Below are 14,336 nucleotides of genomic sequence, written 5' to 3'. Positions count from 1 at the left end.
ACTTTTTCCAGCAGCTCCTTGCCGAGATGGGATTCGGTTATCTTGCCTTTGAAAAAATCCAGGTAACCTTCCGCATCATCGCTCGCCCGACCGACGGCCTCCACGAATGCCGATTTGCCAACGGTGTTCACACTGCGGATATAAAAGTAATAATCATGGCCCGGTTTGATATTGATACTGGCGGCTATCCAGTACAGCGCCGTACCAAGATAACGCGTGCTGGTTTCAACCTGTCTGATATCCGCAATCTGCTTTTCCGAGAACCAGAACTCAAACTGTACCGTCGGGTCATAAACGGCAAGATGCGGCGTGGCGGTTATCTGAAAATAGCCCGGCGTCAGCTCAATCCTCGACGGTGCTGCCGGTGCGGCAATCCGGAACGATACCGACGCCGGATCGCCCTGCTGCCCCCACGCATTTACCGCCCGGACTGTCAGCCTGTAGTTCCCCAGCGCCAGTTGCGTGAAGCGGTATGTGGTTTCCGTCGTCCGGGCCGTGCTGACCAGCCGCTCACTGCCGTCGTCCGCTGTTACGGTCAGACGGAGCAGGAAACTCACGCCCTTCACCACCTTCGGTGTGTCCCATCGCGCCAGCACCTGATATTCCCCGCTGTCTGCAGTGACTTCTGCGGTCAGGTGCTGCACCGCTGGCGGCGTGACACCATTCACCGTGCCACTCTGTTCGCCGTCAAAGTGCGCCCCGTTATCCACGATGGCCTCTTTTTCCGGCACATGCTGCACGGCGGTGATGGCATACGTGCCGTCGTCGTTCTCACGGATACTCACGCAGCGGAACAGTCGCTGGCGCAGCGTCGGCAGCTTCAGCTCCCATACGCTGTATTCAGCAACACCGTCAGGAACACGGCTCACTTTTACCTTCACGCCGTCGGTGACGGACTGAACCTCCACGCTGACCGGATTGCCACTTCCGTCAACCAGGCTTATCAGCGCGGTACCGGAGGATGGCAGCGTGATTTCACGGTCGAGCGTCAGCGTCCGGGTCTGGCTGTTCACCGCCAGCACACGACCACCGGTGCTGATACCGGCATAGTCATCATCGCAGATTTCAATAACATCGCCCGGTACATGGCGAAGCCCTTCTGCGCCGACGCTGAAATCCACGGTCTGCGTTTCCAGCAGTTCTGTTTTAATCAGCCACAGCCCGGCGCGGTGTGCCTGCCCCCGGCTGGTACAGCCAAAGGCATCCATCTTCGTAACATTACGACCGTAACGGGCAATGGCCTGCGTATCTTCAACAAGCTCTGTCGCCGTCTCCCAGCCGTTGTTCGGGTCAATCCAGTTCACCTCAACGGCATTATGGCGGTCCTTCAGGGCGCTGAAGCTGTAGCGGAACGGCGCGCCATCATCCGGCATCACCACATTACTGCGGTTATAGGTCCACGTCTTATCCGACGGTCGGTCCTGCACGAACGTCAGCGTCTGCCCGTTCCATACCGGCATACAGCGCATCGCCGAGCAGAAATCGCTGAGCACATCCCACGCCTTACGCTGTGTGGTCAGGTACGCATTACAGGTGATGCGCGGCTCCGTGCCGCCAAAGCCGTCCGGCACTGACTGGTCGCAGTACTGGCCGATGACATACAGCGCCCATTTATCCACATCCGCCGCACCAAGACGTTTCCCCATGCCGTAGCGCGGATGGGTCAGCATATCCCACAGACACCAGGCCATGTTGTTGCTGTATGCCGGTTTAAACGTTCCGTCCCAGATACCGCTGTATTGCCGCGTCTGCGGGTTATAGTTCGACGGCACCTGCAGAATACGCCCGCGCAGATGATAATTACGGCTCACCTGCTGGCTGCCGAACTGCTCCGAGTCCACCTGCACGCCGACCAGTGCCGTGTTCGGGTAGCACTGTTTCACATCGATGATTTCAGTGTATGACGACCAGAGCGTTTTGTTCTGCAGCTGGTCTGTGGTGCTGTCCGGCGTCATCCTGCGCATCCGGATATTAAACGGGCGCGGCGGCAGGTTACCCATCACCACCGAGGCCAGATACTGCGAGGTGGTTTTGCCCTTAATGGTGATGTCTTTTTCCGTCACCCAGCCACCGTTACGTTGTATCTGAACCAGCAGGCGGACTTCCGACGGATTCCTGTCACCCTTTGAGGTGGTTTCCACCAGTGCCTGTACACCGAAGGTAAAGCGCAGACGGTCGATGTTTGCAGACGTAATGGTGCGGGTGATCGGCGTGTCATATTTCACTTCCGTACCCAGCACCGTCTCGGAGCCGGAGGATTCAAATCCCTCCGGCGGAGTCTGCTCCTGCTCACCAGCCCGGAACACCACCGTGACACCGGATATGTTGGTATTCCCCTCAGTGTCCAGCACCGGCGTACTGTTCAGCAGCACGCTTTTTAAGCCATCCACCGGACCTTCAATCGGCCCTTCGCTGATGGCATCGATCACACTCAGCAACTGCGTGGACTTCAGGTTGTCCTTCGCTTCGCGCGGGGTATGCCCCTTACTGCTTCCTTTACCCATTCCTCACGCTCCATAAATGACAAAACCGCCCGCAGGCGGTTTCACATAAAACATTTTGCATCAGCGACCAATCACCACAACCTGACCACCGTCCCCTTCGTCTGCCGTGCTGATCTCCTGAGAAACCACGCGTGACCCCACGCGCATTTCCCCGTACAGAACAGGCAGAACATTGCCCTGGGCAACCATGTTATCCAGTGAGGAGAAATAGGTGTTCTGCTTACCGTTATCCGTTGTCTGTATACGGGGAGTTCTGGCTTTCGGTGCCAGCATCTGCGCCACACCACCGAGCACCATACTGGCACCGAGAGAAAACAGGATGCCGGTCATACCACCGGCCCCAATGGCTGCCCCCCATGCTGCAAGGGTGGCTCCGGCGGTAAAGAATGATCCGGCAATGGCGGCAGCCCCCAGGACAATCTGGAATACGCCACCTGACTTGGCCCCGGCGACTCTGGGAACAATATGAATTACAGCGCCATCAGGCAGAGTCTCATGTAACTGCGCCGTTAACCCGGACGTGCTGACGTCCCGCCCGGCAATCCGTACCTGATACCAGCCGTCGCTCAGTTTCTGACGAAACGCCGGGAGCTGTGTGGCCAGTGCCCGGATGGCTTCAGCCCCCGTTTTCACACGAAGGTCGATGCGGCGACCAAATCGTTGTAAATCCCCGTAAAGGCAGATGCGCGCCATGCCCGGTGACGCCAGAGGGAGTGTGTGCGTCGCTGCCATTTGTCGGTGTACCTCTCTCGTTTGCTCAGTTGTTCAGGAATATGGTGCAGCAGCTCGCCGTCGCCGCAGTAAATTGCGGCGTGATTCGGCACTGATGAACCAAAACAGCACAGCAGCACATCGCCCGGCTGTGCCGCTGACAACGGCACCTGATACAGCCCCGTCGCCTCCAGATTATCCAGATAGAGATTCTGGCCGTTACGCCACCAGTCATCCTCACGATGAAAGTCCGGCATCTCAATCCCCGCCAGATGATAAGCATCCCGGAACAGTGTGTAACAGTCCGTCACACCGTGCTCAAAGCGCCGCCCGGTGAGATGCGGCACACAGCGGAACTTATGAATCGTCCCCCGGCAGACCAGCCACCACGGCAAATCACTCTGCACCTGCAGCCGCCGGTCGGCCTCACTCAGCCAGGGCAGACCACCGGGGTGGCTGTGGACCAGCGCCACAATCTCACCCTGCATTTCTGCCTGCAGCCAGTCTTCCGGCGACATACGGAAATACGCCTCCGGCTCACCGGAGATATTCACGCAGGGGAAATATCTTTCCCCCTCCGGCGTGCTTACCACGAAGCCGCACGACTCCGCTGGCGCACATCGCCGGGCGTGCGCCAGAATCGCTGATTCTGTCTGTGTCATGGGATTTACTGCGAAAGTTTGTTAATGGAAAGGAAGCCGCCAAAGTTGCCGACGTTATTGCGGAACTTACAACCGCTCAGGCATTTGCTGCATTTATCCTTCGTGATATCGGACGTTGGCTGGTCATATTCATCCGCGACAGCCGGACCGCTATAACCGCACTCGTCACCGCGATAGGTCCAGGTGCAGGTGTTGGCCAGCATGATACGTCCCGGAAAAACAGCGCCATCCGTTTCCGTCGGCGTGGACAGTACAAAGGAGGCACTCACCGCGCTCAGTTCGCTGCACTGCTCAATGCGCCAGCGGCTGATCACCTCCTGCTCCGGATCGGCGTAACTGTTTCCGTTGACGAAGTTCACCGCATCCAGAAAACGGGCGTAAACCTTACGCCGGACCACCGTTCCGCCGACCAGACTCTGCATATCTTCCGCCATCCCGGTGACCATACCGTACAGGTTAGAAACCGTCAGCGTGGGGCGCGTACTGGTGCCTTTGCCATTCAGTTCAAAACCGCTCCCCTGAATGGGATACGGCTGATACTGTCGCCCCTGCCAGGTGACCGGCTCACCTTTTTCGTTCTGCTCATTACAGAAAAAATAACGTTCTCCACCGACCTCTGTCAGGTCGATTTCCCAGAGCACCACGCTGGCCGACTGCTCCGCACGGGTGCATTCATTCAGTGTTTCCTGCCGGATATCCTGCATCAGTTCACCACCTGTTCAAACTCTGCGCTGAACTCAACACGCAGCATACTGACCCGCGACGACCATTTTGCGCAGGTCACCTTTATCTGCCGCCACTCATAAGGCGGCGTCCACAGAAAGGATTTCCAGCCCCCGTGCTCTTCCAGAAACGACTCCAGTACCGTGGCCTCCTCACGGGGGACAGAAAGCGTCACGCTGTACGTTTTCAGGTTGGCATTCAGCCCGGCAGGCGCTCGCTGAGAATAGCCATCACCAAAGCGCACCTTTCTTACAGAAGGGACCGAAGCCACATCCATACCGGGTTTCACTTTCCAGCGGAAGGTCTTCATCGTCCACCTCCGGAGAACAGGCCACCATCACGCATCTGTGTCTGAATTTCATCACGGGCACCCTTGCGGGCCATGTCATACACCGCCTTCAGAGCAGCCGGACCTATCTGCCCGTTCGTGCCGTCGTTGTTAATCACCACATGGTTATTCTGCTCAAACGTCCCGGACGCCTGCGACCGGCTGTCTGCCATGCTGCCCGGTGTACCGACATAACCGCCGGTGGCATAGCCGCGCATCAGCCGGTAAAGATTCCCCACGCCAATCCGGCTGGTTGCCTCCTTCGTGAAGACAAACTCACCACGGTGAACAATCCCCGCTGGCTCATATTTGCCGCCGGTTCCCGTAAATCCTCCGGTTGCAAAATGGAATTTCGCCGCAGCGGCCTGAATGGCTGTACCGCCTGACGCGGATGCGCCGCCACCAACAGCCCCGCCAATGGCGCTGCCGATACTCCCGACAATCCCCACCATTGCCTGCTTAAGCAGAATTTCTGTCATCATGGACAGCACGGAACGGGTGAAGCTGCGCCAGTTCTGCTCACTGCCGGTCAGCATCGCCGCCATATTCTGTGCAATACCATCAAAGGTCTGCGTGGCTGCACTTTTTACCTGCGACATACTGTCCGTGGCGCTCTCTTCCCACTCACTCCAGCCGGACTTCAGGCCTGCCATCCAGTTCCCGCGAAGCTGGTCTTCAGCCGCCCAGGTCTTTTTCTGCTCTGACATGACGTTATTCAGCGCCAGCGGATTATCGCCATACTGTTCCTTCAGGCGCTGTTCCGTGGCTTCCCGTTCTGCCTGCCGGTCAGTCAGCCCCCGGCTTTTCGCATCAATGGCGGCCCGTTTTGCCCGTTGCTGCTGTGCGAATTTATCCGCCTGCTGCGCCAGCGCGTTCAGGCGCTCCTGATACGTAACCTTGTCGCCAAGTGCAGCCAGCTGGCGTTTGTACTCCAGCGTCTCATCTTTATGCGCCAGCAGGGATTTCTCCTGTGCAGACAGCTGGCGACGTTGCGCCGCCTCCTCCAGTACCGCGAACTGACTCTCCGCCTTCCACAAATCCCGGCGCTGCTGGCTGATTTTCTCATTTGCTCCGGCATGCTTCTCCAGCGTCCGGAGTTCTGCCTGAAGCGTCAGCAGGGCAGCATGAGCACTGTCTTCCTGACGATCGCCCGCAGACACCTTCACGCTGGACTGTTTCGGCTTTTTCAGCGTCGCTTCATAATCCTTTTTCGCCGCCGCCATCAGCGTGTTGTAATCCGCCTGCAGGATTTTCCCGTCTTTCAGTGCCTTGTTCAGTTCTTCCTGACGGGCGGTATATTTCTCCAGCGGCGTCTGCAGCCGTTCGTAAGCCTTCTGCGCCTCTTCGGTATATTTCAGCCGTGACGCTTCGGTATCGCTCTGCTGCTGCGCATTTTTGTCCTGTTGAGTCTGCTGCTCAGCCTTCTTTCGGGCGGCTTCAAGCGCAAGACGGGCCTTTTCACGATCATCCCAGTAACGCGCCCGCGCTTCATCGTTAACAAAATAATCATCCTTGCGCAGATTCCAGATGTCGTCTGCTTTCTTATACGCAGCCTCTGCCTTAATCAGCATCTCCTGCGCGGTATCAGGACGACCAATATCCAGCACCGCATCCCACATGGATTTGAATGCCCGCGCAGTCCTGTCTGCCCAGGTCTCCAGCGTGCCCATGTTCTCTTTCAGGCGGCGGGTCTGGTCATCAAACCCTTTCGTTGCGGCCTCGTTCGCCGCCTGCAATGCCCCGGCTTCATCGCCGGAACGCTGCAACTGAGCAACATACGCAATCTGCTCCGCCGACACGTTATGGAACTGGCGAGCCATCGCCGTCAGCCCCGACGTCGGGTCTGTGGTCAGCTTCCCGAAGGCTTCAGCGACCTTGTCCACCTCCACGCCGGATGCAGAGGAGAAACGCGCCACACTCTGGCTGATGGACGCAATCTGAGCCTCACCGCTTACCCCCGCCTTAACCAGTGCGCTGAGTGACTCGCTGGTCTGGTTAAACGTCAGCCCTGCCGCCTGCCCGGCTCTGGACAGGACCAGCATACGATCTGCCGTCAGTCCCGCCTGATTGCCGGAAAGGACCAGCGTTTTGTTGAAATCGGACAGGGTTGAGTTGCCCTGATACCAGGCATACGCCAGCGCACCGGTCGCCACCGCCAGCGAGGTGGCCCCCACCATCGGCAGGGTGATCGCACCGGCAAGCCCCCTGAACATGGGGATCATCCCGCCGAAGGAGTCCTTCACCTGCCCCCCCTGTTGCAGCAGGATCAGCCACGGACTTTGCCCGCCTGCAAGCTGCGTGGCCACGTCGGTGAACTGTGCAGGCAGCATACGCATGGCGGCTTTATACTGCCCGACGGAAATCCCCGCTTTCTGTGCAGCCAGCGCCTGTCGGCTCAGCGACTGTTCAACGACTGCCGCTGTTTTTTTCGCATCACTTTCCGTACCAGAAAAATGACGCCTGACTCTGGCCATCTGCTCGTCAAATCTGGCCGCATCCAGACTCAAATCAACGACCAGATCGCCTACCGGTTCAGCCATACCGGACTCCTCCTGCGATCCCTTCTGATACTGTCATCAGCATTACGTCATCCTCCGTCATGTCCGCCACATCCGGGGAAGCGGGGATAACTTCATTCCCGTCCGGGCCAAAGCGGACACCTCCGGCAAGCCCTGCCGCTTTCTGCATCAGCACATCATCTTCAGGCTCTTCGTCAGCCTCGCGCCGGTTCAGCAGACTGAAATCCAGCGGATGCATATCCGGATCGCTGAAAAACAGGCTGAGCACGGTGTACGTCAGCCCGGAAAAGTGCATATCCAGCAGAACATCATGAAAATAATGGGTACTGTAAAAGCGGTGCCAGTCGGCATACTCCGTGGATGACATCCCGGCAAGCATGGCACGCCAGTCGGGTCGCCCCATCTCACGCGCCAGTTTCAGGGCAAAACTCAGCTCACCGTCGAACACTTTCCCGCAGAAACAGGCTCTGCGGGCCCGGCGTCCTCTGTCTGTTCAGGGGCATTATTCACCACAAACTCATACATACCAGACAGCCGGTACACCACGTTTTCAGCATGAGAAATTGCCTCCGTGGGCCAGGTGGTAAGCACTTCCTGCTCAATCTGTTTAACGGCTTCATTCATGGACGGCATCTGCGTCTTCTGCGGATGGTTATGCCACAGGGACATCGCCACCAGAAACGCGCCGGTTCTGATGGCGTCTTCCACAGTAAACTTCCGGTTGCTGTCTGACTCCGCCTGTTCTGCCTGCCGTTTCATCAGGGCGAGATGCTCAATGCGCTGCAGGGCTGACAGTTCAGAAAGCGTGACGGTCACACCGTTATGTTCAAATGATTCGGTTTTCAGGAACATCGCTGACTCTCCGGATTAACTGGCGGTGACGGTAATTTCTGCAACCGCAGCAAACTCACCATTACCGGATACAACCGGAATGTTGACCTTGCCTGCAGCAACGCCGTTCACGGTGATGGTCATACCACTGACCGACACGGTGGCTTTTGTTTTATCCGCAGACACCGCACGAAAGCTCTTGTCGGTTACGCCCTCCGGCTGGAAGGCCACGGTCAGCGTGGTGCTCTGCCCTTTCACCACCGAGGTGCTGGCAGGCGTCACGGTCATGCCGGTTGCCGCTGTTACCGTGCTGCGATCTTCTGCCATCGACGGACGTCCCACATTGGTGACTTTCACCGTGCGGGTGATCACTTCCTTCGCCGTCACCGCCTTACCGATACTGCTGACCCAGCCACGGAACACATCGACCGTGCCGTTCGGGAAGCGGATTTTATAGGCACGGGTATCGCCTTCATTAAACCACGCCAGCAGCGCCTGCTGCCCCTGCTCTCCGGGCATCCACGCCAGCGTGAAGCTGGTATCTCCGGCAGATTTCTGCCCCTGCCCGGTCGCAGTCCAGTCTGCATCTTCATCATCGAGATAGCTGTCGTCATAGGACTCAGCGGTCAGTTCGCCGGGCGTCAGGTCTTTAACTTTTGCCAGACGCGACCAGTCAACGTCTGAAAGCGGATTCGCGTAAGGGTCACCGCTCCCCTTATAAACCCACAGGGTGGTCCCGGCACCTTTCACCGGCATTGTAGGATTTGGTACAGGCATAGCGTCCTCACATTTCATAGGTAATGACATAAGTCAGATCGGCTGAACTCCACAAGCCCGCATCATCGTCGCGCCGGTAGTCATAGCCGCTGGCCACCATACTGGTGATCAAATCTGACAGTGCCGGGATATCGCTCATCACCGGATAAATCCGGGACTCCATCCACGCATCCAGCTCTGAATCCGGCACCTGAGCAGGCAGGAAAACTTCGATATGCAGCTCCGCCTGCCAGGTATCGCTGTCCAGCTCTTCGCCCGTGTATTCAGCGCCGGTGAGATAAACGGCAACTGCCGGAAAATCCGCCTCATCAAAAACAGCGGGGCGACCATCAAAAAACGTCGCCCCGGTGTCATGCTTCTCCAGTGCATCCAGTACGGCTGCACGGAGTTCAGTATGTTTCATCGCTTTATTACCATCCTCAGTTGATGCTGCAGCGCATAGCCCAGCTCTTTCGGAAGACGTTCACGCCGTATCCGCTCAATATTTTGTTTAAACGCCGTGGTCAGCGGCACCGCCATCGGGATTTTCACCACATCAATGGGGTAACGGTTTTTCCCAGCCACACGCTGCATGACATGCCACCGGCCATTTTTCAGTTGCTGAATAAACGCGCCGGGAATACGACGGTTACCCACCACAAGCACGCTGCCGCCACCTTTCAGGGATGAACGCTGCCCCTTTTTACGACGCCTGCGGCGCGAAAGGACAACCCGCGCATTACCCAGCTTGATTACGGGCAAATCCCCCCGGTTAACTTTGATTCTGGCCTGCGGATTTTTGACCGTGGCCCTTTTCAGCCTGGCCCTTTCCTTTACCAGTTTCCGGCGTACCTTTGTCTCACGGGCAACCTGTGACGCCGACTGCGATATCGCGGATGAAGCAACGCGGTTAATGGCCATTGCGGCGGCACCAGGCACCGCCGTTTTGCTGATACGGCTGAGGTTTTCAACGGCCTGCTCAAGACCTTTTATGGCCATACATCCCCCTTTCAGCGGCGACGGTTAACGGCAGGCGGTACGCCCCGTCCAAGCCAGAGATGACAACTTCCGCCATCATCCGGCGAAACCCGATCTACCCAGAAATTTTCCTCACCGATGGTCAGCGTGTCTCCACGCCGCAGCTGCCGCACCTCATCAGTCCGGACAAACAGGGACGGGCTGGAGCCTTCAACGCGCACGCCCTGTCCGGCATAGCTGATATTTTCAGGGTCATCAAAAACACCACGTATCACCGCACCTGACTGCTCACCGGATGTAATGGTGGCTGACGTTCCCATGTACCCGCGTATCGTTTCATCGGCGCGGGCAATGGCAGCATCGAACAGGTTATCGAAATCAGCCACAGCGCCTCCCGTTATTGCATTCTGGCCAGGCCGCGCTCTGTCATTTCGGCTGCCACACCGGCAGAGACACGAAACGCCGTTCCCGGCAGCACAAATGCCACAGGTTCATCCCGCGTGGCGTGAAGTGCATCAGTATGCAGCTTCACCAGTGCCACGACCGTGACCAGTTCAGACGTATCCAGAATCACGGTATCCGGCTGCGCTGATCCCACCTCATTTTCATGTCCGGTCAGCACATTTTCCCGGCTGAGAGGGGTGTCCTGACCGGCAGTTTCATCCGTGTCATCAAGCTCCTCTTTCAGCTCTGCCACACGGAGCGCCAGTTCTTCTTTCGTCCCCGTCAGGCTGACATCACGGTTCAGTTGTTCACCCAGCGAGCGGAGACGGGCAATCAGTTCATCTTTCGTCATGGACTCCTCCACAGAGAAACAATGGCCCCGAAGGGCCATGATTACGCCAGTTGTACGGACACGAACTCATCAGGGTCAGCCAGCAGCATCAGCGGTGCTGACTGAATCATGGTGAACTCACGCGCCGGATCGCCGGTGGTCACCCAGTTTTTCGGGTAACGGGCAGAGGCGTTAATGCCTTCGCGCTGTGCGTCCGCATCCTGAATGCAGCCATAGGTGCGCAGACCGCGTGCCTGAGTGTTCCCCAGCACCATCGTGTTGTCCGGCAGGAAGTTCTTTTTGACGCCGTTTTCCACGTACTGTCCGGAATACACGACGATGGCCACATCGCCATACATCCCCTTATAGGACACCGCTTTGCCCAGGTCTTTCACCGCTGTCTCCAGCTCGGAATTAGAGCCACGACGGGTATCCAGCTTCTCCTTGACGGCTTTGAAGGAACGGAACAGCGCCCAGCCTTTCGGATCGAACACGATGATATTCACCACACCGCTGGCGTTCAGCGCGTAGGCTTCGATATCGTCGGTCGGGTCATACGTGGACTTGTCACGCTTGCTCCACTCCGTGCCGCCGGACTGCGTGATGTTATTCTCCTCACTGCGGCCCATATCCACCTCAACCGGATCGAAGGCTTCACCGGTCATGGTGTATTTGCCCTTAAGCACGGCAGAAACTGCCTGCATCTCTTCGACCTGAGCAATGGCCAGCTCTTCGTCACGCATGTTCTGCATGATGATGCGACGGCGGCGGTAAGCCGGGTCCGCCAGATTCTGCGGATCTTCATCCGGCAGGCGACGCAGGGTCATCTGCGGATTCACTTCATGCTTCGGCTTGACATATCCCGGCGTAAATTCAGAGGTGGAGCCGCCACGGGAACGGATAACCTCACCGGAAACAATCGGCGAAACGTACAGCGCCATGTTTACCAGTCCCGGAATTTGTGAGAGATAGACTTTCTCCGTGGTGAAGGGATAGCTCTCACGGAAAAAGAGACGCAGAAACAGCGGATCAAACTTAAATTTCTGCTCATTTGCCGCCAGCAGTTGGGCGGTTGTGTACATCGACATAAAAAAATCCCGTAAAAAAAGCCGCACAGGCGGCCTTTAGTGATGAAGGGTAAAGTTAAACGATGCTGATTGCCGTTCCGGCAAACGCGGTCCGTTTTTTCGTCTCGTCGCTGGCAGCCTCCGGCCAGAGCACATCCTCATAACGGAACGTGCCGGACTTGTAGAACGTCAGCGTGGTGCTGGTCTGGTCAGCAGCAACCGCAAGAATGCCAACGGCAGCACCGTCGGTGGTGCCATCCCACGCAACCAGCTTACGGCTGGAGGTGTCCAGCATCAGCGGGGTCATTGCAGGCGCTTTCGCACTCAATCCGCCGGGCGCGGTTGCGGTATGAGCCGGGTCACTGTTGCCCTGCGGCTGGTAATGGGTAAAGGTTTCTTTGCTCGTCATAAACATCCCTTACACTGGTGTGTTCAGCAAATCGTTAACGGCATCAGATGCCGGGTTACCTGCAGCCAGCGGTGCCGGTGCCCCCTGCATCAGACGATCCAGCGCAGTGTCACTGCGCGCCTGTGCACTCTGTGGTGCTGCGGCCAGAATGCGGCGGGCCGTTTTCACGGTCATACCGGGGGTTTCTGCCAGCACGCGTGCCTGTTCTTCGCGTCCGTGAGCCTCCTCACAGTTGAGGATCCCCATAATGCGGCTGTTTTCTGCCGCAACCGCTGCGGTGATCTGCGCGTTCACGTCCGGCTGCGCCGCGCTGGCGTTCTCGCCCTCCGTCGCTGGCACCACGTCAGTAACGTCAGCCTGCGAAGCAGTGGCTGAAACAGTTGTTGATTGAGTCTCTTTGGTCATTCGCCCTCCTGAGAGACGGGATTTACGTGCATCCAGTGCATCACGCATGACGGTGATCGCATCGGTGCTGTTAACAAGTTCATCAGCCAGTCCGGCATCAATGGCCTCCTGACCGCTGTACACTGCAGCCTCGGTATCCAGCACAACCTGCACGGACAGGCCGGTATATGCCGACACCTTCTGCGCAAACATCTGGCGGGTTGCGTCCATCCGGGACTGCAGTGTCTCCCGGACGTCATCCGGAAGATGGCTGTAGGGGTTGCCATCCACCTTATGGCTGCCGCTGTAAATCAGCGTGATTTCCACACCCTGTTTCTCCAGCGCAGCACCGTAATTACTGTGAGCCATCATGACGCCGATGGAGCCTGTCCGGGCGGTCTGCGTGACCAGACGCCGGGAGGCGGCACTGGCAAGCAACTGACCTGCACTGCAGTTCATGTCGTTGGCAAGCGCCCATACCGGTTTTATGTCACGCACACGGGCGATGATGTCAGCGCAGTCAAATGCCCCCGCCACCATCCCGCCGGGCGTGTCCATATCGAGCAGAATGCCGTCCACCATCGGATCGCTGGCAGCCTGTTGCAGACGGGCGATAATGCCGTTGTAACCGGTCATCCCCGAGTACGGCTGCAGCGCCCGCGTCCGGCTGACCAGCGTGCCGGACACCGGCAGCACGGCGATGCCGTTCATGACCTGATAACTGCGGGCCTGTCGTGGTCCGTCATCATCACCGGATAATGCCAGCGTCGCGAGTGCCTCCTGGGCAGTCAGGCTGTCGCCGGACACCGCATCCGTCAGGCTGCTGATCCCAAGCTGGCCTGCAAGCGCACAAAAGAAAACCCGCGCATAGGCGGGTTCAAGCATCAGCGGCTCATTAAAGGCCATGCTGGCAATATGCGGGAGATTACGCAGCTCTGCTGTCACTCTTCTCCTCCTCTGTTGATTGTCGCAGCCCGGATTCAAATGCTGCAGCCGCCCAGGCGGGCGGTTTAAGACCGGCTGCACGGCGCTCCATCGTTTCACGGACCTGCTGGGCAAAAATTTCCTGATAGTCGTCACCGCGTTTTGCGCACTCTTTCTCGTAGGTACTCAGTCCGGCTTCTATCAGCATCACCGCTTCCTGAACTTCTTTCAGACCATCGATGGCCATACGACCGGAGCCTATCCAGTCGCAGTTCCCCCAGGCACTGCGGGCTTCCTGAAAACTGAAGCGCGCTTTTGAAGGTAACGTCACCACGCGGCGAACGATGGCCTCTTCCAGCCAGCACAGAAACATCTGGCTCGCCTGACGGGATGCGACGAATTTTCGCCGCCCCATAAAGTACGCCCACGACTCGTTCGCACTGGCCCGTGCCGTGGAGTAGCTCATCTGGGCGTAATTCCGGGAAAGCTGCTCATACGAGACACCCAGCCCGGCAGCGATATACCGCAGCAGTGACTGCTCAAACACGGAGTAGCCGTTATCCGTATCCTGAGCCGTCTGCAGGTTCAGTGAGTCACCCGGCATCAGGTGCGGTACTTTTGCGCCTCCCAGCCGGACCGGCGCTGCGGCGTAATACGCGGCAATTTCACCAATCCAGCCGGTCAGCCTTTCCCGCTGCTCCTGACTGTTCGCGCCCAGAATAAAATCCATCGCTGACTGCGTATCCAGCTCACTCTCAATGGTGG

Annotated in this window: 17 protein-coding genes; all 17 read right to left on the bottom strand. The window is 57.9% G+C overall.

What is annotated here, in order from left to right; all coding sequences use genetic code 11:
• Positions 1–2,504: host specificity protein J (locus tag J5M56_RS23160; RefSeq protein WP_207937859.1), on the bottom strand; the 2,504-nt coding region annotated here is incomplete at its 3' end.
• A 60-nt stretch (positions 2,505–2,564) separates the two neighbouring features.
• On the bottom strand, positions 2,565–3,137 hold the full coding sequence (locus J5M56_RS23155) for a tail assembly protein (RefSeq protein ID WP_001407644.1): 573 nt from the start codon (positions 3,135–3,137) through the stop codon (positions 2,565–2,567).
• Positions 3,134–3,877: a C40 family peptidase gene (locus J5M56_RS23150; protein ID WP_000194780.1), complete on the bottom strand. Its 744-nt coding sequence runs from the start codon at positions 3,875–3,877 to the stop codon at positions 3,134–3,136. The genes J5M56_RS23155 and J5M56_RS23150 overlap by 4 nt, the downstream gene beginning before the upstream one ends.
• Positions 3,878–3,882: 5 nt before the next feature.
• Positions 3,883–4,581 carry a phage minor tail protein L gene (locus tag J5M56_RS23145; RefSeq protein ID WP_001152639.1) on the bottom strand — a complete coding sequence of 233 codons (699 nt, stop codon included), beginning with the start codon at positions 4,579–4,581 and terminating at the stop codon, positions 3,883–3,885.
• On the bottom strand, positions 4,581–4,910 hold the full coding sequence (locus J5M56_RS23140; protein ID WP_000847379.1) for a phage tail protein: 330 nt from the start codon (positions 4,908–4,910) through the stop codon (positions 4,581–4,583). The genes J5M56_RS23145 and J5M56_RS23140 overlap by 1 nt, the downstream gene beginning before the upstream one ends.
• Complete coding sequence (locus J5M56_RS23135; RefSeq protein WP_000840207.1) at positions 4,907–7,468, bottom strand: phage tail tape measure protein; 2,562 nt, start codon at positions 7,466–7,468, stop codon at positions 4,907–4,909. The genes J5M56_RS23140 and J5M56_RS23135 overlap by 4 nt, the downstream gene beginning before the upstream one ends.
• Positions 7,461–7,895: a phage tail assembly protein T gene (locus J5M56_RS23130; protein WP_000459457.1), complete on the bottom strand. Its 435-nt coding sequence runs from the start codon at positions 7,893–7,895 to the stop codon at positions 7,461–7,463. Before J5M56_RS23130 ends, J5M56_RS23135 begins: the two co-directional genes overlap by 8 nt.
• The gene (locus J5M56_RS23125; RefSeq protein WP_000479153.1) at positions 7,877–8,299 is read right to left on the bottom strand and encodes a phage minor tail protein G; all 423 of its coding nucleotides are present in this window, start codon (positions 8,297–8,299) and stop codon (positions 7,877–7,879) included. The genes J5M56_RS23130 and J5M56_RS23125 overlap by 19 nt, the downstream gene beginning before the upstream one ends.
• A 15-nt stretch (positions 8,300–8,314) precedes the next feature.
• Entirely contained in the window at positions 8,315–9,055 is a 741-nt protein-coding gene (locus J5M56_RS23120) for a phage tail protein (RefSeq protein ID WP_001349920.1), read from the bottom strand.
• A gap of 7 nt (positions 9,056–9,062) precedes the next feature.
• A complete protein-coding gene (locus J5M56_RS23115; protein WP_000683105.1) occupies positions 9,063–9,458 on the bottom strand; it encodes a phage minor tail U family protein in 396 nt (131 codons plus the stop codon).
• Complete coding sequence (locus tag J5M56_RS23110) at positions 9,455–10,033, bottom strand: phage tail protein (protein WP_000975070.1); 579 nt, start codon at positions 10,031–10,033, stop codon at positions 9,455–9,457. Before J5M56_RS23110 ends, J5M56_RS23115 begins: the two co-directional genes overlap by 4 nt.
• Before the next feature lie 11 nt (positions 10,034–10,044).
• Positions 10,045–10,398 carry a head-tail joining protein gene (locus J5M56_RS23105; RefSeq protein ID WP_000752979.1) on the bottom strand — a complete coding sequence of 118 codons (354 nt, stop codon included), beginning with the start codon at positions 10,396–10,398 and terminating at the stop codon, positions 10,045–10,047.
• An 11-nt stretch (positions 10,399–10,409) separates the two neighbouring features.
• Positions 10,410–10,808: a DNA-packaging protein FI gene (locus tag J5M56_RS23100; protein WP_000158919.1), complete on the bottom strand. Its 399-nt coding sequence runs from the start codon at positions 10,806–10,808 to the stop codon at positions 10,410–10,412.
• A 41-nt stretch (positions 10,809–10,849) separates the two neighbouring features.
• Positions 10,850–11,875 carry a major capsid protein gene (locus tag J5M56_RS23095; RefSeq protein ID WP_000063280.1) on the bottom strand — a complete coding sequence of 342 codons (1,026 nt, stop codon included), beginning with the start codon at positions 11,873–11,875 and terminating at the stop codon, positions 10,850–10,852.
• 55 nt (positions 11,876–11,930) lie between these two features.
• On the bottom strand, positions 11,931–12,263 hold the full coding sequence (locus J5M56_RS23090) for a head decoration protein (RefSeq protein ID WP_001297109.1): 333 nt from the start codon (positions 12,261–12,263) through the stop codon (positions 11,931–11,933).
• Between the two features lie 9 nt (positions 12,264–12,272).
• Entirely contained in the window at positions 12,273–13,592 is a 1,320-nt protein-coding gene (locus J5M56_RS23085) for a S49 family peptidase (RefSeq protein WP_000123343.1), read from the bottom strand.
• Positions 13,573–14,336: phage portal protein (locus J5M56_RS23080; protein ID WP_207937858.1), on the bottom strand; the 764-nt coding region annotated here is incomplete at its 5' end. The genes J5M56_RS23080 and J5M56_RS23085, both read right to left, overlap by 20 nt.

It is taken from the genome of Pseudomonas sp. 51_B (genome assembly GCF_017491595.1).
Taxonomy (GTDB): Bacteria; Pseudomonadota; Gammaproteobacteria; order Pseudomonadales; family Pseudomonadaceae; genus Aquipseudomonas; species Aquipseudomonas promysalinigenes.
Note: the sequence above shows the minus strand (reverse complement) of the source record. Positions and strands in the feature narration are given on the sequence as shown.

Excerpts from the sequence above, each read along its gene's own strand:
- J5M56_RS23150 (WP_000194780.1), bottom strand. The coding sequence starts at position 3,877 with ATGACACAGACAGAATCAGCGATTCTGGCGCACGCCCGGCGATGTGCG.
- J5M56_RS23110 (WP_000975070.1), bottom strand. The coding sequence starts at position 10,033 with ATGGCCATAAAAGGTCTTGAGCAGGCCGTTGAAAACCTCAGCCGTATC.
- J5M56_RS23125 (WP_000479153.1), bottom strand. The coding sequence starts at position 8,299 with ATGTTCCTGAAAACCGAATCATTTGAACATAACGGTGTGACCGTCACG.
- J5M56_RS23100 (WP_000158919.1), bottom strand. The coding sequence starts at position 10,808 with ATGACGAAAGATGAACTGATTGCCCGTCTCCGCTCGCTGGGTGAACAA.
- J5M56_RS23135 (WP_000840207.1), bottom strand. The coding sequence starts at position 7,468 with ATGGCTGAACCGGTAGGCGATCTGGTCGTTGATTTGAGTCTGGATGCG.
- J5M56_RS23120 (WP_001349920.1), bottom strand. The coding sequence starts at position 9,055 with ATGCCTGTACCAAATCCTACAATGCCGGTGAAAGGTGCCGGGACCACC.
- J5M56_RS23095 (WP_000063280.1), bottom strand. The coding sequence starts at position 11,875 with ATGTCGATGTACACAACCGCCCAACTGCTGGCGGCAAATGAGCAGAAA.
- J5M56_RS23140 (WP_000847379.1), bottom strand. The coding sequence starts at position 4,910 with ATGAAGACCTTCCGCTGGAAAGTGAAACCCGGTATGGATGTGGCTTCG.
- J5M56_RS23115 (WP_000683105.1), bottom strand. The coding sequence starts at position 9,458 with ATGAAACATACTGAACTCCGTGCAGCCGTACTGGATGCACTGGAGAAG.
- J5M56_RS23090 (WP_001297109.1), bottom strand. The coding sequence starts at position 12,263 with ATGACGAGCAAAGAAACCTTTACCCATTACCAGCCGCAGGGCAACAGT.
- J5M56_RS23145 (WP_001152639.1), bottom strand. The coding sequence starts at position 4,581 with ATGCAGGATATCCGGCAGGAAACACTGAATGAATGCACCCGTGCGGAG.